The 26519-nt window shown below is 33.1% G+C and carries 15 protein-coding genes and 1 pseudogene; 15 read left to right on the forward strand and 1 reads right to left on the reverse strand.

All coding sequences use genetic code 11. From position 1 onward, the window contains the following. Window positions 1–1706 precede the first annotated feature (1706 nt). From HALSAC_RS0114220 to HALSAC_RS0114280, 12 genes and pseudogenes are all read left to right on the forward strand, one after another. Window positions 1707–1919, forward strand: a complete 213-nt coding sequence (locus tag HALSAC_RS0114220; protein WP_027340824.1) for a hypothetical protein — start codon at window positions 1707–1709, stop codon at window positions 1917–1919. A gap of 815 nt (window positions 1920–2734) precedes the next feature. Then, a complete protein-coding gene (locus HALSAC_RS0114230) occupies window positions 2735–4282 on the forward strand; it encodes an ABC-three component system protein (protein ID WP_027340825.1) in 1548 nt (515 codons plus the stop codon). Then, complete coding sequence (locus HALSAC_RS0114235; RefSeq protein WP_027340826.1) at window positions 4275–4997, forward strand: ABC-three component system middle component 1; 723 nt, start codon at window positions 4275–4277, stop codon at window positions 4995–4997. The genes HALSAC_RS0114230 and HALSAC_RS0114235 overlap by 8 nt, the downstream gene beginning before the upstream one ends. Beyond that, entirely contained in the window at window positions 4994–5650 is a 657-nt protein-coding gene (locus HALSAC_RS0114240; RefSeq protein ID WP_027340827.1) for an ATP-binding protein, read from the forward strand. The genes HALSAC_RS0114235 and HALSAC_RS0114240 overlap by 4 nt, the downstream gene beginning before the upstream one ends. Before the next feature lie 73 nt (window positions 5651–5723). After that, window positions 5724–5966 carry a hypothetical protein gene (locus HALSAC_RS0114245; protein WP_027340828.1) on the forward strand — a complete coding sequence of 81 codons (243 nt, stop codon included), beginning with the start codon at window positions 5724–5726 and terminating at the stop codon, window positions 5964–5966. A 155-nt stretch (window positions 5967–6121) separates the two neighbouring features. Next, a complete protein-coding gene (locus HALSAC_RS0114250; protein WP_027340829.1) occupies window positions 6122–7387 on the forward strand; it encodes an OLD family protein in 1266 nt (421 codons plus the stop codon). 2024 nt (window positions 7388–9411) lie between these two features. Next, the gene (locus tag HALSAC_RS16700) at window positions 9412–10308 is read left to right on the forward strand and encodes a hypothetical protein (protein WP_051412254.1); all 897 of its coding nucleotides are present in this window, start codon (window positions 9412–9414) and stop codon (window positions 10306–10308) included. Between the two features lie 439 nt (window positions 10309–10747). Beyond that, a complete protein-coding gene (locus tag HALSAC_RS0114260) occupies window positions 10748–12274 on the forward strand; it encodes a type I restriction-modification system subunit M (protein WP_027340830.1) in 1527 nt (508 codons plus the stop codon). Window positions 12275–12570: 296 nt separating this feature from the next. Next, window positions 12571–13641, forward strand: a pseudogene (locus HALSAC_RS17895) (IS30 family transposase). A 135-nt stretch (window positions 13642–13776) separates the two neighbouring features. Then, complete coding sequence (locus HALSAC_RS16705; protein WP_051412255.1) at window positions 13777–15099, forward strand: restriction endonuclease subunit S; 1323 nt, start codon at window positions 13777–13779, stop codon at window positions 15097–15099. Between the two features lie 386 nt (window positions 15100–15485). Beyond that, window positions 15486–18662, forward strand: a complete 3177-nt coding sequence (locus HALSAC_RS0114275) for a type I restriction endonuclease subunit R (RefSeq protein ID WP_027340831.1) — start codon at window positions 15486–15488, stop codon at window positions 18660–18662. Between the two features lie 266 nt (window positions 18663–18928). Then, on the forward strand, window positions 18929–19639 hold the full coding sequence (locus HALSAC_RS0114280) for a M48 family metallopeptidase (protein ID WP_211231353.1): 711 nt from the start codon (window positions 18929–18931) through the stop codon (window positions 19637–19639). 312 nt (window positions 19640–19951) lie between these two features. Here the strand turns inward: HALSAC_RS0114280 and HALSAC_RS16155 are convergent, their stop codons facing one another. Further along, entirely contained in the window at window positions 19952–20233 is a 282-nt protein-coding gene (locus tag HALSAC_RS16155; protein ID WP_035571950.1) for a tetrahydromethanopterin S-methyltransferase subunit G, read from the reverse strand. Between the two features lie 256 nt (window positions 20234–20489). Here HALSAC_RS16155 and HALSAC_RS0114290 point away from each other — a divergent pair, with 256 nt between their 5' ends. The 3 genes from HALSAC_RS0114290 to HALSAC_RS0114300 are packed head-to-tail and all read left to right on the forward strand — an operon-like array spanning window position 20490 to window position 26508. Beyond that, window positions 20490–23393, forward strand: coding sequence for a PD-(D/E)XK nuclease family protein (locus HALSAC_RS0114290; RefSeq protein ID WP_027340833.1), 2904 nt, complete (start codon window positions 20490–20492; stop codon window positions 23391–23393). Continuing rightward, a complete protein-coding gene (locus HALSAC_RS0114295; RefSeq protein ID WP_027340834.1) occupies window positions 23393–26125 on the forward strand; it encodes a UvrD-helicase domain-containing protein in 2733 nt (910 codons plus the stop codon). Before HALSAC_RS0114290 ends, HALSAC_RS0114295 begins: the two co-directional genes overlap by 1 nt. Continuing rightward, the gene (locus tag HALSAC_RS0114300) at window positions 26125–26508 is read left to right on the forward strand and encodes a hypothetical protein (RefSeq protein WP_027340835.1); all 384 of its coding nucleotides are present in this window, start codon (window positions 26125–26127) and stop codon (window positions 26506–26508) included. The genes HALSAC_RS0114295 and HALSAC_RS0114300 overlap by 1 nt, the downstream gene beginning before the upstream one ends. Window positions 26509–26519 lie beyond the last annotated feature (11 nt).

Below are 26519 nucleotides of genomic sequence, written 5' to 3' on the forward strand. Positions count from 1 at the left end.
GCACAGATTAGATCTGATAAGAGCCGACAAGGTCCAGACAAGAGCATAAAAACCTTAGTGGCATCGAATCGCGCGAATCTAAAAGCAAATATTAAAAGCCAATTAGCCACAGATAAACACTGATAAACACTGATAAAATTAAAACCTAATGTCAAAAGAATTAAGGGGTGTTACAGCTAATATTTATGGTTTTTTTACAGGCCAACGATATGATAAATTCGATAAGTGTTAAAATCAAGGTCAAGGGCTGTGTAACCATGCCCTGAAAGAAATGCCCTTGGGGTGCTGTATGTCCAGCGAAGCTGGACATATCCAATGGGTGAAAGTCCCATCAAGGTAAAAGCCGAAGCCTTGTAGCACGAATGGCAATGTGGAGAGAAATCAAAATGTTGAAGTCCATTGACAAAGGTATCTAAAGGATACCGAGCAAATATGCAGACCGTAACACCAGTGAACGCATAGTAGCTTCGAAAGGGGTAAAATCTGATGGTCGAGCCTTTAGCGTCTGGGCGAAGACAGAATGTATAGATGAAAATGGCTGAAACATCTATACACATCAGCGGAGTATTAGCGATGGTATGTATATAAGGATATGTTCGGAACTGGAGAAGCCCTCCTTCTTCCTGTGAGAAATCACTTGAGAACTGAAGGTTCTATAATCGAGACCCGAGAAATGAACTGGAAAAGAAGAGGGTGGCGGATGGGTTTGTAGTAGCTAAAATTGTGAAGACAACAAAACTTCATATAGCGAAGAGACCCTACTATTAATAAATTCTCCGACACTAGAGGAGGTAAGGATGAAATGATAAAAGCATCCATCAATTTACAAGACTTGAGAAGGAGAATATATCTTAAACTGAACGTGAAATACCTACTGGAAATGGATTAGCTAATTACATAGTGAAAGTTGAAAGTAGTTTAACCTAATAAGGTTTAATGATGAAGTTAATAGGAAAGCCGTATGCGGGAGAACCGCACGTACGGTTTGAGGTGGCGGGGACTGGGAATCTAACTTAGTTAATGCACCAGACTTCGACCCTACAATGGACACGAATAGGCACTAATAAAGTCAAGAGATAAAAATCAAAGGATATACTCTGACAAAGGCTGGACAAGTGCCGACAAGGTCTAGACAAGAGCATAAAAACCTTTAGTGGCAGCTAATTAACGCGAATCAAGCGAATCTAAAACCAAAAATTAAGGGCCAACTGGACATAGATGAATGAAGGCAGGGCCAACGATATACAGTCACTTTGAGGTTATGGACCAACGGAAGCGAGAGTAGCCGACCAACATTCTACTAAGGGTGTTGGTTGTTTTTTTGCAAGGCCAACGATATGACAAATACGATAAGTGTTAAAATCAAGGTCAAGGGCTGTGTAACCATGCCCTGAAAGAAATGCCCTTGGGGTGCTAATGGACACGAATAGGCACTAATAAGGTCAAGAGATAGAAATCAAAGGATATACTCTGACAAGTGCCGACAAGGTCAAGGACTCAATTAACTAGATATGAAATTAAAGGTAGGTCGATAGAAGTTGCTGATATTACTTTTTTGTTGAATAAAGAAAATAAAATAAAATTATACAATTATTTTGTAATGATTAACAGGATAAACAGTTTTTATGATGAATATTATTATTAGGTTTATTTGTTCAAAGCCAGTAGATTTTTAAATAATATGATTTGAAAGGTGGTGAATTCAAATGAGTTCTGATATTTCTATTAAAGATCTTCAATCGAAGGACATTGATTTATTGGAGAGGGAAGAGGCAATTGCCCTTTTAAGACATTTAAAAGATCAGTTTTCAAATAGATATGAATATTTAGTAGGAACTTGGAGTAATTCTCCAAAAGCTAAAAGTACAAAGACTGGTAAAATCGTGCCTAATAAAGAAGTAATTGATTATCTTAAATAAATAAGGTGATTAATAACTTGGATTAGTCATAGATTTGAATATTTTAGTTTAAAACGTAGTAGCAAAGAGAGTTTAGCGAAATTTAGATATCTGTCTGAATATGAGAATAGGTTAGTGGCGAGATTGTAGTTGTAATAAGTGAGCTAAGGGTTTATTGTGAAAGTGCGACCAACCCTTGAAATAACAGGGTCAAATTATATCTTAGGATGTCTAAGTCTATTAAAAAATAGACGTTTATCTTAGGAGTAAAGGTAGAATTTGAGACAGTATGAATCGGTTAAGGTATAGAACTTGCTAAGCACAATGATTTTCTGAAATGGTTAGGCAGGTTAACAGCAATGTTGATACAGTAGCTAGTGGGTAGAGGAGATAGAAAGATGCGAAGGCTATCTTATAATGATATAGATAAGGGTTCAAAAATTACCTTACTCCCAAAGGAGGCTGACTTCCTAAGAGGTGGCTTGAGGTTGGAAGGGATAAGAACTTTGTGAATGTGGCAAGCCAAATTACTCTGATGAGTGGGCGACCACAGACTACTAAAGTTAACAGACTGGTATTCTGAAATGCTAGATAGCAGATTATATCTGTTATCGCCAATCCGAAGGTTGGGTCAAGCTGCTTGAGCTGTATGACGGGAAACTGTCACGTACAGTTCTGATGGGGGAGAGGAGCCGAGAGGCTCCCGACCTACCAGATTTTAATCTAACTGTATTTTCTGTGTTAATTTTTAAATTAGGACAAGCATATAAATAATTTTTATCTTTAGAAGTTTTAGAAATAATGACTATTAATATTGCACTAAGGGAGGGATTAATTTGTCTACATCACTTATTAAAAAAGAGAAAAATTTTCATGATGCTACTCCCACTTGGAATGGATTCAATTATCAAGGGAAAGTAGCAATTTATATACTTTTAAGAGAATTAAACAATGATGATATAGACAGTTATAATAATTACTTTTTAGAGTTGGAGTGGCTTGAAGATTTTTCTATAAAGAAAAGAGATACATATATATCTATTCACCAAGTAAAAGCTTATAACAAAAGTAATTTTAGTAAATATAAAGATGCAATATTTAATTTAATAAAGAAGGTAATAGATTATAATTTAGAAATTAAAGCATATATACATAGTTGGAAAAATATAGATGATTGGAATGAAGAGAATATAAAAGATAAATTTAATAAAGGTATTGAGTCATTAATTGAAAAGCTTGAAACTTATATTAGTAATAAAAATAAACTAAAAAAATTTATTAATAAATTTATAAATAAAAAACAGATGACTGATATAGAAAAAATATTAAAAGATGAAATTATTAATTATAGTAACAAGACTGAAATTATAAATATGAAAGAAGATAATAATTTTGAACAAATCAAGGAAATAATAAAGAAAGCAATTAATATTATAGAACGAAAAAAGATATCATTATACAAAAAAATTACAAAAGGTGATAATTTTAAAGTAGTAATGAATAATTTGAAATCAGAGTTTCATGAAATAGAGGATATAAATAATTCAATAAAAAAAGAGATAGAAATTTATTATAAAAAGCAAGGTGAAGATCATAAAATAAATGCTTTTAATATAGAGAGAGTTTTTGAGAATTTTTTGGGTAAGATTGATGAACATATAATTCAAAGGCATAAAAATTTTCAACAAGATGAAAAATTAGTTATACCTTTTTTAGAAATAAAGAATATATTAGAAGAAGATTTAGAGCAACCTAGTAAAAAATATTTCTTATATCATTTAAAAAATGTATTTAATGATACACGTAATAAGTATTGTAATTTTTATTGTCAAAGAGTTAAAGTACAAGGAGATTGCAATAATTGTATTTTAAAGCTTCTGATTAAAAAAATTAATAGTCTTGATTATTATCAATTTGAGTTATTATGTAAAAATATTAGTCCTGATGTAAATGCAGAAGTAATTGATATGAAAGTTTATAAAATTTTAATGTCAGAAGATGGACTTTTGCAATCATTTTTAACATGTTTTGAAAGAATTAGTTTAGAATATTTATGGGATAAGCATAAACCTATTTATCACTATGAAAGTAATACAGGAATAGATACATATTTACCTACAACATTACGTTCTAAGGGATCGGAAGAATTAGTAATTACTCAAATATTTACTAACCCACATTTTTTAGAAGAATTGTATGAAGTTGATAATATGATTTCTAATGATATAAACATTAATTCATTAATAGAAGAATATGCTAAAATAAAAAACACACAAATTTTTTTGAAAAAGGAGCAAGGTATTGGTTCTAAAATAACAGAAATAGGTAATATGAGCATAATAGGTGTTGAAAAAGCAATAGAGGAGTTGAGTGATAATGAATAAGTTGTTAGAAAAAATATTTATTGAGAGTGGATTTCGGATTTATTATCCTAAATTTTTAGAAGATGGTCAAAATAAAAATTTTTTTGCTGTCAATGAAAGCATTAATAAAAAAGAGTATTTTTTAATAACTTTTTTTGATTATATTAGTAAGAAGAAATTGACAGATTTAATAAATCGACAAGCTTTTGAATACTATTCAAATTTAAAAAAGCTTAGTTTTTATGAGAAAGAGATGCAGAAAAATACATCTTTAATCATCTGTTTAAAAGAAAAAAAATTAACACTAGATAGAGATAAAAAGAAATCTATTTATGAAGTAGAAGAAGATTTATATAATTTTAAAAAATATGTTTTAGTTTATACAGAAAGGCAAATACAAGATTTTGAATCTAATTATATAACTTATAAGCCTAGAGAAATTAAGTTAATAAAACATCTTCAAAATATTTTAAACAATTCTAAATCATTTAAACAATTTAAGTTTAATCTAGAGGAAGATACATTCTATAATTTAATCACTAAACTATTTATAAAACTTCCTTTTTTAAATTTAAAAACATTAAAATCTGCAACATTGGAAAATTTGGAACAAAAAATAAAAGAAGAATTAAAGATTATCGAGACATTTGATTTTATTGATACTATATTACAGAAAAATGAAATAGAAGATATGGATGAGGAAAATTTTCTGAGTGAAATTGGGGTGATAGAGTGAGTAAATATAGGATAAATAAATTATATATAAATAATTTCAAGTTATTTGAAGAAGTAAAAATTGATTTTTCTAAAGGTGATATAATAATTTTAGATGGACCTAATGGCTTTGGAAAAACTACCATCTTTGATGCGATAGAATTATTATTAACTGGAAAAATATCTAGGATGGTTGATGTTGCAGATAATAGACGTGGATGTCATGATATTATAATTTGTAATGATGAGAATGAAGATGTATTGATTAAAGTTGAATTTGAATCATTAGAGGATAAATTTACTTTAATAAAAAAGATTGATAATAAAAACATTGAATATACCAATATGGATAGGAGGAGTTCTGAATTAAATAAATTATTTAAAACTTATAAGGTAAAAGAATTTGATTCTGAATTTAATGATAATAAAGAAATTGAACAAAAAGATGTAGATAAATTATTTGATATAGATTTATCTAGATTTTATAGCTTATTTTATTATATTCAGCAGGAAGACAATACTTATTTTTTAAAGAAAAATGAAAAAGAAAGAATGGATACTATAAAATATTTATTTGATACATATAAAGAAGAAAATGAATTAAAAAAATTGGAAAAAGCAAAAAATAAATTATTAAGAATATATAAAAAAATTATGAAAAAAAAGAAGATATAAAAGAAAATATAAAGCTAAAAACAAAAATATTTCAAAAATACAAGAAGCAGATGAAAATATTAGCTATAAATGTTTGTTTCCCGAACTAAAAATATCAAAAGAATGGGACAGAAAAAGAATAAATGTTGAGTCTAAGAAGAAAAAGGATAAATATAAAAGGGAATTAGATGCCATTGAAAATTTTATAAAATATTTTTCAGAATTTAAGAAGGATCAATTTAATAAGAAATTAAAACTTCGATTAGAGGATACAAAATTACTAAAAGATACAATTATTATAGCAAACTTTATTGATGGATTTGATAAAATAAAGTAAAATATCAGATTCAAAAAAGATTAGAAAAATATAACAAAATATTAAAAAGTAAAAAAATAGAAGATATTAATAAAAAAATTGATTTAAAAAAGTTACCTAAAAAGCTTAAACTAAATGTTGATATAAATAATATTAATCAGAAATTAAATAGTATCTTGAAATATAAAGAAAATTCTTCTGAGCTATCTAAGTTAGTTGATGAATTAAATATAACAAGGAGTTCATTAAAAGATCAATTTAATAAAATAACTAATGAAAATAATAATATAATTAATAATAGATGTCCATTATGTGGTTATGGTTGGGAGAATTATAATAAATTAATTAAACAAATTGAAAAGAAAAAGAAGAAATTTATTGTTTTTTGTGATGAAACAATGAAAAAAGTTCAAAAAGAAATAGAAGAATTATATAGTAATCACCTAGAAGGATTAATTTCAAGTATTGATAATTATTTAGATAAAGAAGAGAATAAAATTAACAATAATTTTTATAAGCAGTTAAGTAGTAGTTATAATAGAGTAGACAAAGTTAAAAGCTTAATTAAATTTTGTAAAAACCAAAGAATTAATTTAACAAAACACATTAATAAAAAAATTAATAGAACTATAGGAAATATCGATGAGGAAGTAGAAAAATTAAAAGAAGAGATTCGGAAAAGACATAAAATAGTTAATGAAGAATATTATTACAAAAGAAATGAAGATAATTTTGACTATTTATATAAAGAGTTATTTAATGAAAAAGAGAAAAATGTATCAAATTTAAATATAAAACTTATAAAGCAGAAGAAATCTTATATTGATTATTTATATTACAATAATGTTATTCAAGAAATTAAAAATATGGAAGAAAATAAAGAAAAATTGGAATCTAAACTAGAAAAAATAGAAGATAAATTAAAGTCTTTAAAAAGTAGTATTAAAATTTATAACACTTGTATAAAAGAACATTGGGGTAAAATAATTAAAAAAGTTGAGATTCCGTTCTACATATACAGTGGTAAAATTATACAAGACTATCAAAGAGGAATAGGTATATTTATAAAAGGAAGTGAAGATAAAGAAGAACTAGATAGTATAAAGTTTGTACCTAATCTAAAGACGGATCATGATGTAATAAATTATTTAAGTTCTGGTCAGTTATCTGGATTAGTAATAGCATTTACTTTGGCACTTAATAAAGTTTATGGTAATAGAAAATTAACAACTGTTTTAATAGATGATCCGGTGCAAACAATGGATGATATTAATATGGCTTGTTTTGTAGAAGTATTAAGAAATGAATTCTCAAACAAACAAATTATTATGTCGACTCATGAAGATAATGTTTCAATGTATATGAGATATAAATTTGCTAAATATAACTTAAAGCAAGTTAGATTTAATGTAAAAGAAAGGCTTAATGATGTTTTAGGTTAATTAACTATAATTTAAAATAGTATAAACAGATTAAACTTCAGATAACATAAGGTTAGCGGTGCGATTTGTTGTAATTTGAAAAGAATTACCTAAAACTGATAAATGTTTTAGAACTAAAAGACTTGACTAATCAAATGAAGAGGTAACGCCCTGAGAGAAGCGATTTTTGCTTCTTGAGGAAGTACTCTTGGGGTGCGCCTGGAAGGGTTAGAGTTGATACTCCGAACTGCAAAGTTATTATTAAGAATTACTTTGTGGTAGAGCTCGGTAAAGTCGGCTGAGAGCAACCCCTAATTATAGGAAATGTAGCTAGAGGTAGCCAAGGTTGTGATAGGTCGGACACCCATAAAATATCCAAGACTAGAATGTCTTTGTGAGAGACTGACGAAATTCCGAATGTACAGGTCTAAAGTTCAAATAACTAGAAATAGTTATATCCCTTATAGGCTTAACAACCTAACGTAATAAATTCACGGAGATTGAAGTATCTGAGGTTAAGTAAGATTCGCTAATATGAACAACCTTATATGATTACAGGTCATATCAAGGATACAGGCTTATAGGAGTGGTCTAAAGATATATGTACGGGAAAAGTCTTTTGGAACAAAGAAAGCTAATAACAAGGAGAGCTTAATCTCAATGAATTGGTGATAGAGTAAGGAATATATAATCTATCTTTATATTAGTGAGAGTAGTGGCACAGTACCTATGAAACTATGATAATAAATAGTGGAGGGATAGCCATAAGTGAAATAAAATGATAATAAAAGTTATTAATATAGTAGTGCGACTTGTTGCTAAATGAAAAGTTTAGCCTAACAATGAAGTTAGAACTAAAAGACTTATTAGTCAAATGAAAGGGTAACACCTTGAAGGGCTAACAATGATACTCCGAATTGCATTATCTAAATTAAGATAGATAATGTAATAAGCTCGGTGAAGTCGGCTGAGAGCAACCCCTAATTATAGGAAAAGTGGCTAGAGGTAGTCAAGGTTGTGATAGGTCGGTTGCCTATAAAATATCTATGATTAGAATGTAGGATAATATCCTACTGACAAATCTCTGAATGTACAGGTCTAAAATTCAAATAATCAGAAATGATTATGCCAACAAAGTTTTGGCGTATATGGGGTGAGTAAGATTTGCTGTTATGAAAGTCCTTATATCCTTATAGGGGATATACTCTTAATAGAGATATACAGGCTTATAGGAGAAATCTAAGGATATATGTAAAGGTAAAGTCTTTTGGAACAAGGAAAGCTAATAACACGGAGGTCTTAATACCTATGAAGTGGTGGTATGGAAACTAATTATAGATAACATACCTTAATATTAGTGAGAGTAGTGGTAAAGTACCGTTGAAACCTTGATAATAAGAGGTGGAGGAATAGCCACAAGTCAATGTATTAGATTAATATAATTTTATTATTTAACACATAAGGTTCTGGTGAGACTAAGAGAGCAGGGTTAATTCCCGAAGACAGGCTTCTATAGGAACAACTAAAGGAAGTTCTAAGCGACTTATGACTACACTTAGAGAAACTTTGAGGAGCTACACACAAGCTATGAGCCAGAGTTTCGAGTTCTAAGTTAGGAAATAGTAAAATCCACATAATTTAATACACTTGATGGAACGCCGTGTGAGGTGAAAGTCTCACGCACGGTGTGGAGCGGGGGAAAAGTTGGAGATAATATCAAATTCTTACCTATCGTTATCATTGGTTTCTGGTGAGACTAAAAGAAAGTTAGGGAAGAAAGTTTTATCTTCCAATCCTTGCCCAATGGGACTTCAATAGAAGTTTTCAGCTATATATGATAAATAGTAATAATTATCTTATTTTCATAGAACGCCTTGTGAAGTTGAAAACTTCATGCAGGGTGTGGAGCAGGGGAAAAAGCGGAGATAATATCAAAGTTTTACCTATTGCTATACATCACATACCAGTAGTTATAAGAAATAATAGGTTGTACAAGCATTATTTTTAGTGAATAAAAGAATAATTGAATTTGAGAGGAGTATGAAATGAGTGATAATTGCGTATCTAAAAAATGTTTTATTATTACACCAATAGGTTCTGATAAGACAGAAATAAGAAGAAGCGCTGATGGAGTGATAAATTCAGTAATTAGGCCATTATTAGAAAAAAAATTTGATTTTGCGGATGTTAAAGCAGCACATGAAATTAATTCTACAGGTTCAATAAACAACCAAATTATGAATCGAATTTTGGAAGATGATTTAGTTATTGCAAACCTTACTGGAGTCAATCCAAATGTTATGTATGAAATAGCAGTTAGACACGCCACTATGAAACCAATAATTCATATTTGTGAAGAAGGAACAAAACTTCCATTTGATATTATTGATCAACGGACTATTTTCTTCAAAAATGACATGTTAGGAGTAGATGAATTAACTAAAAACTTAAAAGCTATGATTGAAGAAAGTATGAAAAATGAAGAACACAGGGATAATCCTATTTATAACTCTGCCAAAACAAAAATTTATCAAGATGTAATTATCAATGATCCTAAAAAAGGATTAGAAAAGTACTTGTTAGAAAGATTTGACAATTTAGAATCAAAGATTTTAGACTATATGCCTAAATTAAACAAGAAAAATATTGATTTTAAATATAAGGAAAATTTCAATTTAAAAATAAAGGTGCCAGATGATTTTAACAAAGAAAGTTTTTATTTAGAATTTAAAAATGGGGTAGAGAGTGAATTTTCACAATTAAAATCATTTGAAGTTGTGGAAGAAGAAATTATTGGTAAAAAGAAGATTATATCAATTAAGCTATCAATTAATAGTGATGAGGGTATTCCTTGTACTTATGATATAAAAAAGATAATTACTAAACTTAAATATTTAAACGTGGAACTGTTGGAATTAGAGGGAAATGAAGTTCCGTTTTGATAATTAGTTGTTAGTTGTATGGAGTTAGTGGTGCATTCTAGCAGGGTATATACTCTAGTGAGTTTAGATTTCATTAGCTTTGTATTAAGTCTTGAAGGAACAATAGTAAGATAACACTTCAAACCTAGATAGAAAATGAGCAAGGGGAATTGATTGGATACGCTTTTGTGATTTGCTAGCTGTGAATTGTATTGAGGAGTTAACATAGATAAATAGATATCACCTTCAAAAAGCTAACTTTTGATAACCAACTAAATACCAATAACCAAAGTCATAAGGCCAACAAGCCTATGGCTTTTTCCATATTAAGGAGGAGTTAAGATGTTATCATAGAAATAATAAGGTTGAGGCAAAATAAAAAGAATACTAATCTTTTGAACTTAATTGTGCACTGTGAATTGTGCATTGTGAATTGACAAAACGGGGGAGTGGAAGTTAAATGGAAAAGTTAAATTTACAGACTTTGGAGACGAAGCTATGGGATTGTGCCAACGTTTTACGTGGCGAGTTATCCTCGGCTGAATATAAGGATTACATATTTGGGATGATGTTTTTAAAGAGGATGAATGATCAGTTTGATCTTGAGAGAGAAAGGTTAAGCGGTGAATATAAAGCAGAAGGGATGGATGAAGGGACTATCGAGGAGCTTTTAGAGGAGGCTAGTTTGTATGATACCTTTTTTGTACCCCAGCAGGCACGCTGGGCCAACCTACGGGATCTCAACTTTGATATTGGCCCGGAGTTGGACAAGGCTTTTAAGGCAATTGAGGATGAACCGAAGAATTCAGAGTTGGTAGGGGTCTTGACCACTGCTAACTATAATAATAAAGAGCGTGTACCTGATGCCAAGCTGGTACAGATTATACAGATATTTGATAGTATAGATCTATCTAACGAGGGCTTAGAGAAGCCTGATATCTTAGGTGATGCTTATATGTATCTAATCAAGAAGTTTGCTGATGATGGTGGTAAGAAGGGTGGAGAGTTCTATACACCTGAAGAGGTTAAAGAGCTTGTGGTTAAGATTTTAAAGCCCCAAGAGAGTGATAGTATCTATGATCCGACAGTTGGGAGTGCAGGATTTTTGATCAATGCTATTAACTATGTCAAAGACCAGGGTGGAAATTATAAGAACCTACAACTCTTTGGTCAAGAGATTAATCTTTCAACCTGGGCAATTGCCAAGTTGAATATGCTATTACATGAGGCAAAGGGGGCTACTATCTGGAAGGGTGATACCATTCGTGACCCTAAGAATAAGAGTGGAGCAACCTTGATGACCTACGATAAGGTAATGGCCAATCCACCTTTCTCCTTAAAGAACTGGGGTAAGGATGTGGCAAAGGCCGATGAGTATAACCGTTTCAACTATGGAGTGCCTCCTAAGAGCTATGGAGATTATGCCTTCGTTGAGCATATGCTAGCCAGCTTAAATAGTAAAGGGAAGATGGCGACGGTAGTTCCTCATGGGGTATTGTTCAGAGGAAGTTCTACCCGTTCTGAAGGTAAGATTAGAAAGCAGATGCTAGAGGATGATCTATTTGAAGCAGTAATCGGACTGCCAAGTAACCTCTTCTACGGAACAGGGATTCCAGCAGCGGTTATTATTTTGAACAAGGACAAGCCAGAAGAGAAGAAGGAGAAGGTCTTATTTATCGAAGCAAGTGAGTGTTACGAGAAGGATGGTAACATGAACAAGCTAAGAGTGGAGGATGTTGATAAGATAATAGAAGCCTATGATAACTTTGACGATCTAGAGAGATTCGCTAGTGTGGCTGATTTGGAAGAGATACGGGACAATGATTATAACTTGAATATTGCTAGGTATGTCGATACCACCGTGCCAGAGCCAGAGGTTGATATCGAGGCTGTTGTAAGCCGTATCGGTGAGCGAGAAGAGAAATTGAGTAAATCTAAGGAAGAGATTAATGGATTTTTGAGTGAGTTGGGGTTTGGGAGAATATAGTTGAAAATTGAGAGTTAAAAGATAAAGATCAAAGGCAGTTTATCTAGACAAAGGCCTGATAAGAGTTGACAAGTTCTAGACAAGAGCTATAAAATAAAAAGATTTAGTCAGAATTTAGTCAAAGGTTTAGTCGCGCCTTTGTCAGAGTTAAGTTTTTTGAATTTAGTTTTTATTTTTTTAGCTCAAAGGAACATTGTATAATTAAATGCACGGATAGTGCAAAAAATAAATGACACATATGAATACCTCATATATAATGTTAAATAACCACAAATAACATAAAGTGAGGTATTGATATGTGCCAAGATAATTATAACACAAATGAGAACAAAGGTGAACACTTAAAATGGGAAGATAGAAAAGTAATAGAACACTTGTATAATCAACAAAACAAGTCTCCCAAAGAGATTGCACAAGAGTTAGGTAGACATAGAACTACAATAAGCAGAGAGGTTAAAAAAGGCAAAATAGAGCTATTAAATTGGGACTATACAATTAGAATAGAATATGATGCATTAAAGGTTCAAAAGGTATATGATCAAAATGCTACAGCTAAAGGAGCTAAAATAAAAATAGGTAAAGATCACAGGTTAGCTGAGTTTATAGAGGAAAAAATCAAAGATAAGTATTCTCCAGAAGTAATTGCAGATATGATAAAAAATAGTGAAGATTTTGAAATAGAATTACATTGGAAGACTATCTATAATTATATAGATAAAGGCATCCTATTTGTAAGTAGAGAAGAGTTGACCTATGGTAATTATAAAAAGTCTAAAAAGACAAAGAAGAAAGAAAAAGAATACAACTAAAAGACGTAAAGAAGGTAGAAGAATATCAGATAGGCCTAAAGCAGCTGATGAGAGGTTAGAAGTAGGTCATTGGGAAATGGATCTAGTAGAGGGTAGAAAGGGAAAGGAGAGCCTTTCTTATTAGTTCTAACGGAGAGGTATAGTAGAAAAGAAATAATAGAGATTATACCTAATAAGACGCAGGAAGCTGTAATAAGAGGTCTGGATCGAATAGAAAGAAGAATAGGAGTAAAGAAGTTTAGAGAATTGTTCAAGACTATTACAACTGATAATGGGAAAGAATTTTATAACTATACAGGAATAGAGACTTCTTTTACAAGAAGTAAAATTCCAAGGACAAAGCAATATTATGCTGATGCTTACTCTTCTTGGCAAAGAGGGAGTAATGAGAACTTAAATAAAATGATTAGAAGGTTTTTGCCAAAAGGAAGTAGCTTTAAGAATCTTAGTAGAAATCAAATTAAAAGAATTGAAAAATGGATTAATAATTATCCTAGGAAGATGTTTGGTTTTAAAAGTTCTAATAATATATTTGAAATAGGTTTAAATGTAGCATAAATAAACACATCATATGAGGTGTTTTTTTCCATAAAGGCTGTGCATTTTATATTGCAATTTTCATTTTTTAGTTCAAAGCACATAGCACAAGACTCACAGCTCAAACGTGTGTAGAAGAGGAAGGAGTTTTTTAGTATGAAAGCTGGTTACAAGAAGACGAAGATGGGTGTTATACCTGAGGGTTGGGAAGTTAAGAAGATACAGGAACTTATAAATAATAATATTATTTCTGAAGTATTAGATGGAAATCATGGTTCTAGACATCCAAAATCAAGCGATTATCAAAAAAAAGGTATTCCATTTATAATGGCTAATAATTTAAAAAATGGTAGAGTAGATTTAAATAATTGTAAGTTTATTACAAAAGAACGTAGTAAGGATTTGAAAAAGGGATTTGCTAAAGCGGGTGATGTTTTATTAACTCATAAAGGAACTATTGGTGAGACTGCAATTGTACCAGATATTGACAAATATATTGTGCTTACTCCTCAAGTAACCTATTATAGAATATCAGATAGTAGTAAGTTAAATAACAAATATTTAAAATATTGTCTTGATAGCGATAAATTTCAAAGAGTTTTAACTAACTTATCATCACAATCAACTAGAAGTTATATAGGTATTACTAAGCAGAAAAAATTATATATTATTATTCCACCATTAGAAGAACAAGAGAAGATAGCTACAATTCTCTCTTCGGTTGATGAATATATTGAAGAGATAGATAGGATGATTGAGGATTTGCAAGAGCTGAAGAAGGGCTTAATGCAGAAACTGCTGACGGGGCAGTGGAGAATTGAGAATGGAAAGTTGAGAGTTAATAAAGACTTTAAAAAGACAAAGCTAGGAATGATACCAGAAGGTTGGGAAGTTAAGAAGTTGAATGATATATGTAGTGTAAAGGGTGGAAAACGAATACCTAAAGGTCATAGTTTAATAGATGAAAAAAATGAATTTCCTTATATTAGAGTTGCTGATATGTATATGGGTGGAGTTAGTTTAGATGAAATTAAGTATGTGCCTGTTGAAGTTGCTGATAAGATTAGTAGATATAGAATAACTAAAGATGATATTTTTATTTCTGTTGCTGGAACTTTAGGAGTAGTTGGAGCGGTTCCTATAGAATTAGATAATGCTAACCTTACAGAAAATGCAGATAAATTAACTAATATAAAATGTAATAAAGATTTCTTATTATATATTTTACAGTCAGAATTAATACAAAGAGTTATAGAGAATGAAAAAACATTAAATGCTCAGCCTAAATTAGCAATTAAGAGAATACGAAAATTTAATATTCCAGTTCCACCACTAGAAGAACAGGAAAAGATAGCCTCTATCCTCTCTTCTGTAGATGGACGAATCGAGACCTACCAAGAGGAGCGAGAAGACTTTAGAGAACTGAAGAAAGGCTTGATGCAGAAGCTCTTGACAGGGCAGGTAAGAGTTGAAAATTGATAGTTGATAATTGATAGTTAAAAGATAAAGATCAAAGGCAGTTTATCTAGACAAAGGCCTGATAAGAGCTGACAAGTTCTAGACAAGAGATTGAAATTAGTTTTAGGTAGTTAGAAGGCAGGGGTTAGGTGTTTAGGAAGTTCTAAACCTACCAACTTAAATTTCTAAATATCTAACTGCCTTTAGTCTCTAGTCAGCTCTTAGTCAAAGGTTTAGTCACGCCCTTGTCAGAGTAAAAGATTTTGCTTTAATCTTTTAGCTGATAGCTCATCTCAAGTTTTTAAATCAGATTTAATCGGCTTTGATCAGAACTTAATCTGTGTCAAGTCTTTGATTTTAAGGTTTTGAATTTAATTTTATCTTTCAAAAAAAGGTTGGTGATCAAAATGCCATACATGGGAAATGAAGAGACTTTAGTAGAGTTACCAGCAATCAAGTACCTAACTGATAACCTAGGCTATGACTTTGTCCATGGGGATGAGTTGGCTCCCGAAAGCGGGGCAAGGGGGAGTTATCGTGAGGTGATACTCCAAGATAGATTGACCAAGGTTCTAAAAAGACTAAACCCCTGGATGAATAACTCCAACTTACATAAAGCAATCAACTACCTCAGTCGGGCCAACAATCTAGGGGCCTCTTTGCTGGAGATTAATGAGAAGATCTATGATGCCATCGTCAAGTTGGAGCTATCCTTAGAGCAGATTGATAGCCAAGGTCGTAAGGACTTTCATACAGTCAAATATATCGACTTTGACAACCCAGAGAATAACGAATTCTTAGTAGTTAGACAGTTGAAGATACAAGGCATTAATCAGAAGTGCTATCCTGATCTAATAATCTATATCAATGGGATTCCTGTAGTTGTAATCGAGTGTAAATCTCCTTTTAAGGAGCAGGAGAGTAATATCAGAGCTGGCAAGAAGGATGGCTATGAACAGCTAAGAAGGTATATGAATGCTAGAGGCTCTCAGATAGGTGAAGGGGTGGAGCAGCTATTTTATTCTAACTTTATCACAGGTATCTTAAATAAGTACCATGGCTATCTTGGTACAATTTCTTCGAAGTATAACCATTATCTAGAGTGGAAGAACCCTTATCCCTTTAAGAAATCACAGATTGAAGATGTGGAGAATAATGGTCAGAATATCTTCTTACAAGGGGTCTTAGAGAAGAAGAACTTATTAGATATGATGAAGAATTTTATCATCTTTGAGACTGAGGATAACCTCCGTCTAAAGAAGGTCTCCCGTTATCAGCAATTTAGAGCGGTCAACAAGGCTTTAAAGAGAATCTTAACTGGGAAGAGTCCTTTAGAAAAGGGAGGGGTAATCTGGCATACCCAAGGTTCAGGTAAGAGTTTATCAATGGTGATGCTGGCAAGAAAGATTAGAAGGGAAGTCAAGCTTAGAAACTCTACCATTGTAGTAATTACCGACAGAGTCGATCTGGATAAGCAGATTTACAATACCTTTGTCAGGGTCTTTCCCGAGTTGACTGAAGCAGAGAAGAATGAGGATAAGGTACTCTTAAGAGCCGATACGGTAGAAGAGATGAAGAGGCTTCTAGCCAAGGCCCAACCTAAGATTATTATGACTACCATTCATAAGTTCCAGTCGGAGCGGGATGAGGATAAGGTCTTAGAGGATAATCTACAGAGGACCAAGTTATTCTTTGAAAAGGAGATTGAGGTTCTAACTGAGAAGGAGAATCTGATTGTAATGACCGATGAAGCCCATCGTAGTCAGTACAGTTCGTTGGCTCAGAATATGAGAAGGGCTTTACCCAATGCCACCTTTATCGGATTTACAGGAACACCAATCGAAAAGGATGATAAGAATACCTATAGGACCTTTGGGCAGATTATCGATGAGTACACCATCAATGAGGCTGTAGAGGACGGGGCAACCTTGGCTATTATCTATGAAGGAAGAAAGCCTAATCTACATCTAAAAGCAGATACCATTGAGGAGGCCTTTAACCAAGTCTTTGCCGATAGGAGTAAAGAAGAGAAGGAAGCTATCAAGGATAAGTATGCCAATAAGAGGGCTATCGCTGAAGGTGATGAGCGTATCGAAGAGATAGCTAGAGATATGCTGATTCACTATCGGGATAATATCTATCCCAATGGCTTTAAGGCTCAGATCGTCTGTGTCAGTCGTATAGCCTGTGTTAAATATTATAATGCTCTAACTAGGTTGATGAAAGAGGTAATCGGTGAAGAGCTAGAAGCAAAGGTTATCTTCAGCTGTGATAATAATGATAAGCCTTTTCTAAGAGATCATCAGACTACCAAAAAAGAGCAGAGTGAACTGATTAAGCGTTTTAAACAACCAATTGAAGATGATAAACTCTGCTTTTTAATCGTTAAGGATATGCTCTTAACAGGATTTGATGCTCCAATTGAACAGGTGATGTATCTAGATAGACCCTTAAGGGAGCATACTCTACTCCAGGCTATAGCTAGGGTCAATAGAACCTATGGTGAAAGGAAGAAGTATGGCTTTGTAATTGATTACTATGGTATCTCTACCTATTTAGAAGAGGCCTTGGAAATCTTTGATGGTAGTGATATTGGTGAGCCTATGGAGGATATCGATCTCCTTTATAATAAGATGCTCGATTATAAAGAGGGGGTAATGAATCTCTTTAGAGGAATAGATAAGAATGATATTGATGCAGTGATGAGACTTTTAGAGCCTGATGATAAGAGGGCAGAGTTTGAGATGGGCTATAAACGCTTCAGCCAAGCTTTAGAAGCCTTGATGCCAAACCATGTTAGCAAAGATGATATCAATGACTTAAAATGGTTAAGCTATGTTCGAGCAGGGGCCAAAGCTAGATTTGCCCCAGAAGAGGAACTGGATATCAGTGACTGTGGTGAGAAGGCAAGGGCAATTATATCCAAGCACCTTCAATCTAAAGGGGTAGAAGAGTGGATTACTCCAATTACTTTATTTGAGAATGACTTCAAGGATAAGATAGATTCATTAGGCAGTGATGAAGCCCTCGCTTCAGGAATGGAGCATGCTATTAAGCATACAATCAATGTTAAGATGGAGGATAATCCAGTCCACTATACCTCGCTATTAGAAAAACTTCGCAAGATTTTAGAGGAGACCGAACATGATTGGCAAGAAAGAAAGCAGAAGCTACAAGAGTTCATCCATCGTGATCTAGATACAGGTGAAGAGAATGAAGCCAAGAAACTAGGCTTTAACACCAAAAGAGAGTATGCTTTATATGAAGTGGTGAAGGACACACTAATTGCTAAAGAACAATCAACTAAGAAGAAGGATAGAGTCAAAGATGAGAGAGTAGACTATATCTCCCAAGAGACTATAGACCTGTCCAAGGAGATTGCCCTAGATATTGCCCAAGTAATCAAAGAAAATTACCTAATTGGTTGGACCAAAAACCAAGCAAAAATGGACCAGATGGAAAAGGCTATCTACCAAGGCTTGATTAAAGGTTATATTAAGAAAGCAGGATTAGATAAGATTAAACAGATGAAAAACCCATTATTACAACTGGCTAAAAGACACTATTATAAAATGGATAACTAATTTGCAGTTCAAGATTTTAGGCATTGTGTTAATATTAAAGTGAGGATTAATAGTAATATAGTGTCACTTTCGTGTCACTAGTAATGGGTAATTAGTAATGAGTAATGGGTAAAACCTTAAAAACCCCTTTGTTGCCTAAATTTGAATAAGAGGTCTTTAGGTTTTGATCTTACTCATTACTCGTCACTCATCACTGATTACTAGTTGCACAAAAGTGCCGCTTTATTACTTATATAATTGTGAACTGAACAGTGGGGGTATAGATAATGCTAAATTTCCAATACGGCACTAAGACAATAGAATTCGATGTAGAATATCGCAATAGAAAAACATTAGAGATAGGAATAGAACCTCCTGATAACATCAAAGTAATCTCTCCTCAAGGTACTAGCGAGGAAGAGATAATAAAGCTCGTTAAATCTAAGGCTAAATGGATTATTCAAAAGTTGTATGAGTTTAGGGATGTGGAGTATAGAACAAGACAGAAAGAGTATATAAATGGTGAGAATTTTATCTACTTAGGTAGAAATTACTCCTTAGAGATTATTGATGATCAAGATATAAATAAAGCTGAGGCTAAATTATATCAAGGAAAGTTTTATATTAGGACTAATACTAAAAATAGAGAAGAGTTAAAAGAGGCAATGGAAAAGTGGTATAGAGCCAAAACCCTAGAGCAAGTATCAAAGAGGATAGATTATTTTCAACCTTATTTTTCAGTTAAACCAAATTCGATAAAGGTAAAAGAGCAGAAGAAAAGATGGGCTAGCTGTAATGCTAATAAGGATCTGATGTTCAACTGGCGTTGTTCAATGGCTCCGGCAAATGTTTTAGATTATATAGTAGTTCATGAGATGTGCCATATGGTTCATTTAAACCATTCTAAGGAGTTTTGGGATTTGCTAGAGAGAGTAATGCCTGAATATCGGCAAAGAAAAGAGTGGTTGAAGAACTATGGAATTAGAATGAATTTGTAATTTATAATATAGCAGTCTTAAAATTAAAGTTAAACTAATATTTTTAATTGACCCAACATTAGAGATCCTAAAGATTATTTAATCTAATAGTTATAACCTACCGATTAATAAAAGAGTATAAGGTTGTATATATTAACTTAAAACGCAGTATAGGTTCTTTTTTATATTAAGTTGGCTTGTTTATCCATTATTATTTATAAAAATTAGGAATTATTAGCTTATTAAAGAGTAGAGTTAAAGCTTAAATTAGAGTGAAAAGACAACTAAGTTTAAAGAATGTAGAAAAGAAAAAGTAAGGTTCTTTAAAGAACCTTACTTTTTCTTTTCTAAGTTAGTCATAACTTCACTTCCTAGCTCCAACCAATCTTTAACATTATCTTTTTTCAAGATTTGATTGTTTTGATTGACTTGGATCGCTATAGTTTCGTTTTGTCCTTTTAATGTCTTGATATCACCTTTGACTTCTTTCATATCTTTTTCTAAAGTGTCTAATCTAGAATCCATACTATCTAATTTAGAATCAACATTGTCTAATCTAGAATTTATTTGCCCCACTTGTTTAACTAGTAACTCTAAAAGTTGTTTTTCCTCCATTTATAGTGCCTCCAGTTTTATTGTGTTATTATTAATTGTTATCATAATAATAGTTTATCATTTTTACTGGTGATAAGCAACTGAATAATCAGTCTTAAATTTAAATTGATCTATTCATTTAGTAAGTAGTTTAAGCTTAAATATAAAAGTGTTTTTTGTTAACTTTTATATCTATATGGATATTTTTGCAGGAGAATAAGGATCAATAATGAATTGTTTTAAGGTGTAATATTATGAGTATCGGGGAGGGATTTTCTTGTCTAAGAAGTTAGTTTATAGTGATCAAAGCCCACTAATGGATATTGGATTGGACTATTATTTGGGCCAACAAGAGGGGCTTTTACATATCTTGGCTTACTATCAGATGAAAGATACTATGAAAAGAAAGATCTTGGATAGAAGTAAGACTAATATAGTAGAGTTAAATAATATAATCACCATAGATAGCTTATTTAAAGATCTCTATTATAAGCTTATAGGAGAAGGAACAATTATAGGAAACGGTGAATTAAAGCATATCTTAAGATCACTGTTAGAGGAGAGAAATTATAAATTTTTCAATCATAATTCAGTAGATTATATTATAGAATTTATCGAAAATGTCGATAGTCAGTTGATAGATTTAGGCGACTATAAGGAACAGCCCATTATAGAAGAGTTGGTTGCTATCTATAATCATAGTAAGGAGGAGCTAAAAAAGAGGGGTTTTATTGCTAAGTGGACAGCGTATAGGTTGTTATTGTCTAGAATAACTAAAGATGATTTCAAGAGGGTATACCCTAAAGTAAAGAAGCTATTCTTTGACCGGTTGTATATAATTAGGGATGTAGAGTTAGAATTAATTTTAAAGTTAAGTAATTGGGTAGAAGAGACTGTTATCTTATTAGACTATAACCCAAGAAAAAAGAAGGTATTTGCTAACCTTGATCCAATAGTTGAGAGCTTAGAGAAGAGAGGAGGCTTTGAGCTCATCCCTAAACTAAATCAGGATAAAAGAATTATAGCAGATGTATTTAGCTCTAGTGATAAGTTTATGCAGGAGAAGTATAGTTGGGAGAAGGAGATGGGTAGAGCCTTAGAGCTTGGAAGTGCTAAGACTAAAGTTGATGAGCTTAGCTTGATAGCTCAAAAGATTAGAGAGATTGCTAAGACAGACCAACCCCTTTCTAGAATAGGAGTTTCTTTCTCCACGCCAACCCCTTATCTTCCTCACCTAGATAGAGTTTTTACTCAGTATGGGATACCCTATAATCAGACTATCGAGGTTCCCTTATTATCTTCACCTTTAATCCAAGAATTTTTAATTTTATTAAGTATTTTAGGGGGAGATTTTTTAGATAAAGATCTTTTGGCCTTGCTAAGTTCGAAGCTAATTAAATTTGAGTGGGAAGATGCTTTAGTTTGGAGCGCCGAAAAGTTACTAAAGAGGATTAGATTTAAAGCAAAAGGTTGGGAATTGGTAGATTTGCTCCAGAAGGGGCTAGAAGAAGAATCGTCTTTGAAGCAAGGTTTAGAGATTATCAGAGAAAGACTAGAGATTGATCTAGACCAGAAGGTAGGGCTAAAAAGTTTTATAGATCAGTTAGAATTATTGCTCAATAAATCATCTCTTCCCCAAATAATTGCCGACTCTCCTAATGATAAGGAGATAAGTGCTGCTTGGAAAGGGCTAAGATCGGCGCTAGAAACCTTAGCTAATATTAGTTCAGAAGAGCTTAGCAAAGGCGAGTGGCTTAAGGTTATAAGGTCTGCAATAGAAGAGGGAAGATATTGCCCTGCTAAGGATGAAGGGGTAAAGGTAGTTGGAAAGATAGAGCTTAGAAGTGGGGAATTTGATCATATATTCTTAGTTGGGATGAGCCATGATCTATATCCCCAAGTAAAGAAAGAGCCATTACATAGGTACTATAATAGTTTAGGAATTAGGGTGAGAAACTCCCAGATAGATGATAGATATCTCTTCTTTACCAATCTTTTAGGAGGGATTAAAGGAGTTTATATTACTTATTCTCAAGCCCAAGGTGAAGATAAGGCCTTCTCTTCCTTATTTATAAATGAACTAAAGAGGGTAGTCGACTTTAAGGAGATGGAGGTTGAAAGAGATTTAATCACCTCCAAACAAGAGTTGCAAAAGGAGTTTGGGAGTGGACTCAATGAAGGAAAGATTTATAAATTAGAAGATAGAGGTTCTTGGGCAGAGGATATGGATCTTAAGTTTAAGCTGCTAGAAGATTCTACTGCTAAGGAATTAGATAATTATAATGGAGTATTAAAGGATGAAGAAAACGTTGAGTGGTTAAAGAAGAAGTTTTATCCCAAATTTAATTATTCCCCTAGCCTTTTAGAAGATTATCTAAGCTGTCCTTTTCAATTTATCTTTAAGCGGATCTTTGCTATAGAAGATTTAGATCTTGATGAGGATATGGATGCTATGACCCGGGGGATCTTCCTCCATCAGATTATGGAGGAGTTTTATAGCCGCTTAGAAGAAAAGAAGGTGACAGAAGAGAATTACAAAAAGGCCAAGAAGGTATTGCTGAAGGTAGTCCAAGAGGAAGTAGAGAAGTATCCTTTATTTAAAAGTAACTTCTACTGGCAAAGGGAGAAGGAGCTTTATCTAAAGGATGGAGGATTAGGAGTTGTCTTAGAAGAGTTCTTAAAGGAAGAGCTTCAAGGGAAGAATCTAGGTTATAATAAGAGGTCTGAATTTAAGGTTAAAGAGACTGAATGGAGCTTTTCAGATTTTCAGTTGGTCGATGGGCATTACTTTACTGGAACTGTAGATCGAATCGATTATCATCTTAAGGAGGAGGCTTTGGCAGTTGTTGATTATAAGAGTGGTAGTTTAGATAATCAAAGCTTAGCTAAGCATCCTTTACAATTGCCCCTTTATGCTTTAGCCGTAGAGAAGTTTTTTGGACAGGATATAGCTTATGGGACCTATAGTGGATTAAAGAAAGGTGATGTTAGACATAAAACAGTGATGAACTCTAAAAGTAGTGATAAACAAAGAGAAAAATTCATAGAAGCCTTAGAAGAGGCTAAGGAGTTAGCAGCAGAGGCTATAAGAAGGATAAGAGAAGGTGTTTTCAGCCCTGTTAATAGTGATAGCTGTCAATACTGTTCTTGTAGTCTTATCTGTAGAAGGGAGGAGAGCTAATGGGAGAAGGATCAGTATCGATAAGGGGTATGAAGTTTACTAAAGATCAGGCTTTAGCTGTTTCAAATATCGAAGGAAACTTGGCTATAAGGGCTGGGGCTGGTAGTGGCAAGACTAGAGTCTTAACTGAGAGGTATGTAGAGATATTGTTGGCCCCTCCAAGTAAAGGTGGGTTAATGGGTGATCCTAGTGCCTTAGAGAAAATAGTGGCAATTACCTTTACCAAGAAGGCAGCAGCGGAGATGAAGGATAGAATCAGGGAGCGTTTAGAGGAGCTTCTTGAAGATGAGAGTTTGGAAGAAGGTAGGAGGAAGTGGATCATAAGCCTGCTAGATAATTTAACCTATGCCCGGATTTCGACTATGCATTCTTTTTGTAGCGATATCCTAAGAAGTAATCTATTTGAACTAGGGTTGAAGGGTAATTTTAGGATAGTTGAAGGCTTAGAGTTAGAAAGGATAAAGGAGGAGGCAATAACTTCGACCCTCGAGAGGGTGTTGGCCCAAGAAGATCATCATCTGCTTAAAGAATTAAAGCTTATTAGTTATTTATATGGGAAGTCAGGCTTTTTTAGGATCTTAAATGAACTCTTAGATGATAGAGGAGAACTAAAGGGTTTTATTAACAAGGTTGACCTAGAAGGGGTAGATGGGATCAAGGCCAAATTTGATAATTTGGTGGATAAGTTACATATCAAATCTATAGGTGATTACCTTCAGGGTGATAAGGTTATAGCTTATATAAAGGAGCTCAAAGAATTTGAGGCTGTGCAAGAGAGTGAAGGGGTGACCATAGTAAAAGAGGCTTTAAGGATCTTTGAGGAGATGAGTGATTTAGATGAAGGAGATTATAATAGGGAGCTAATAGATAATCATTACCAGCTTATTGAATGCTTTTATGACTTTGATAATGAAAAGGAGATTGGTATCTATAGAAAGATGAAGGCAGGCAATTGGGGAAATGGTAATAGTGATAAGTCTAAAGTCAATAAGATATATAAAGCTTTAAGGGACTCCATAATTGCTGTACTACCTACAGTGAAGATAGGATATAAGAAGAAGGTTCTCTTAAAGGGCTTTGATGATAGCTGGGCCATCGAACTTCTCTTAGCATTAATTAAAGTATATCAGCAGGTTCTAAGAAACTTTAAAGAGATTAAAAGGAAAGGTCTTTACTTTGATTACTTTGATTTGGAGGAGAGGGTTATTGAGGCTTTTAATAATAACTATGAGCTGCTCCAAAGTTTAAGGGAGGAGATCTCTTTTGTTATGGTTGATGAGTTTCAAGATACCAATCAGACCCAGTGGGATATTATCAGACCTTTGATTACAGATGATGATAAGTTTAGTAATCTTGTAGAAGGGAAGTTGTTTATCGTTGGTGACCCTAAGCAATCTATCTATGGTTTTAGAAGGGCTGATGTTAGAATCTTTAATAAGGTGATAGATAAGATTGTAGATGACTCTAAGGAAGATTCTCTGATTAATCTCAGGCAGAATTTTAGGTCTAATAAAGAGATTATCGATTTTATTAATTATATCTTCCCTAGAATCTTTGGAGCTGACCATAACCTATATGATGTTGATTATCAAAGCTTAACCTTTGGTAGAGATATAACTTATAAGGATAGAATTGATGGAGACCCAGATTCTCACATCGAAGTTCTTCTTACTGAAGATGACAAGCAGTTAGAGGGAGAGGATAATAAGAGAAGAGAAGGGCAGATAATAGCTCAAAAGATAGAGTGGTTGGTCAAGCAATCAGAGAAGATGATAGTTGGAGAAGAGAGGCTTAGGAAGGTAGAGTATGGTGATATAGCTCTTTTAATGAGGGCTAGAACCAACCTTAAACTTTACGAAGAGGCCTTAGAAGAGAAGGGTATTCCTTATACTACAGTCAAGGGTAAAGGTTTCTATCAAAGACAAGAGGTATATGATATCTATTTAGCTTTAAGGTCTTTGGCCAATAAAGGTGATAAGTTAAGTGCCTTTGGACTGCTTCGTTCCCCTTTATTTGCCTTGAGTGATGATCAACTCTTTGCTTATATGCGCAGAGTGGAGGAGTCTGGGAGGAATCTTTTGGATTTAGTTTCTGCAGATTACCCTAAGATTAAGCAGTTATTTGCCCATTGGGAGGAGCTTAGAAGGTGTAGTAGTTTAGATAAGTTGATCGATAGGATTATAAGTGACTGTGGAGGTTATGCCTCTTATTTAGGCGGGGCCAAAGGTAGTCAACGGATATCCAATTTTGATAAGCTAATAGATTTTGCTGCAGAATTTAGCTATCGTAATGGGAATAATCTTTATAAGTTCCTCAAAGAGTTGGAGCTATTGATGGAGGAAGAGACTGACGAAGGTGAAGGCGAGGATTTAAGTGCTGATGCAGGAAGGGTTAAATTAATGACTATTCACGCTTCTAAAGGGAAGGAGTTTCCTGTAGTCTTCTTGGTAGATCTTAATAACCGGGGTGTTTCTCCAGGTGGTAGTCTTTTAGCAGGAGAGGTTGAAGGAGAAGAGCAGCTAGGTCTTTCTTATTTTGGCCCTGATTTTGAGAAGAATAAGACCAGCTCCTATGGGATAATCAAGGATAACCTGACCTTAGAAGAGGAGATGGAAGGAAAGAGGGTCTTTTATGTAGGAGTAACCAGGACAGAGGATATGTTGTTTTTATCTTCAAGGATTAGCCCAAGTAAAAAGGATAAGGTTAAATTCTATGTAGTTTTAAATGGTTGATGCTAGGTCTTGGTTATGATGAAGAAAAGTTGCTTCAATTCTTAAGGGGTGAAGAAGGTTCTAAGATAGAAAATTTAAAGGTTGGAGATAGAGAGCTTGAGGTTCAGATTACTAGAAATACCATTACTATTGGTGAAAGTGGTGAAAAGAAGATTCGCCAGGTGGTAGATAAGACTTTAAAGTTAGAAAAGTTGGCCCTGTCTGTTACTGAAAAAGAGGTTGTTGCCCCATCGAGCCTTGCTGATGCTAAAGGGGCTATCGGTAGTAGTAGTGGTCTTAAAGGGAAGGTCTCTCTTCTCTCAGATAGTAGGGCTACTTTAAAGGGGGATATAGTTCATAAGGGGATAGAGTTAGGGGAGAAGATAAATGATTCATTTTATTAAGTTTATTGGGC

It is taken from the genome of Halonatronum saccharophilum DSM 13868 (assembly GCF_000517025.1).
In the GTDB taxonomy this organism is placed as follows: Bacteria; Bacillota; Halanaerobiia; order Halobacteroidales; family Halobacteroidaceae; genus Halonatronum; species Halonatronum saccharophilum.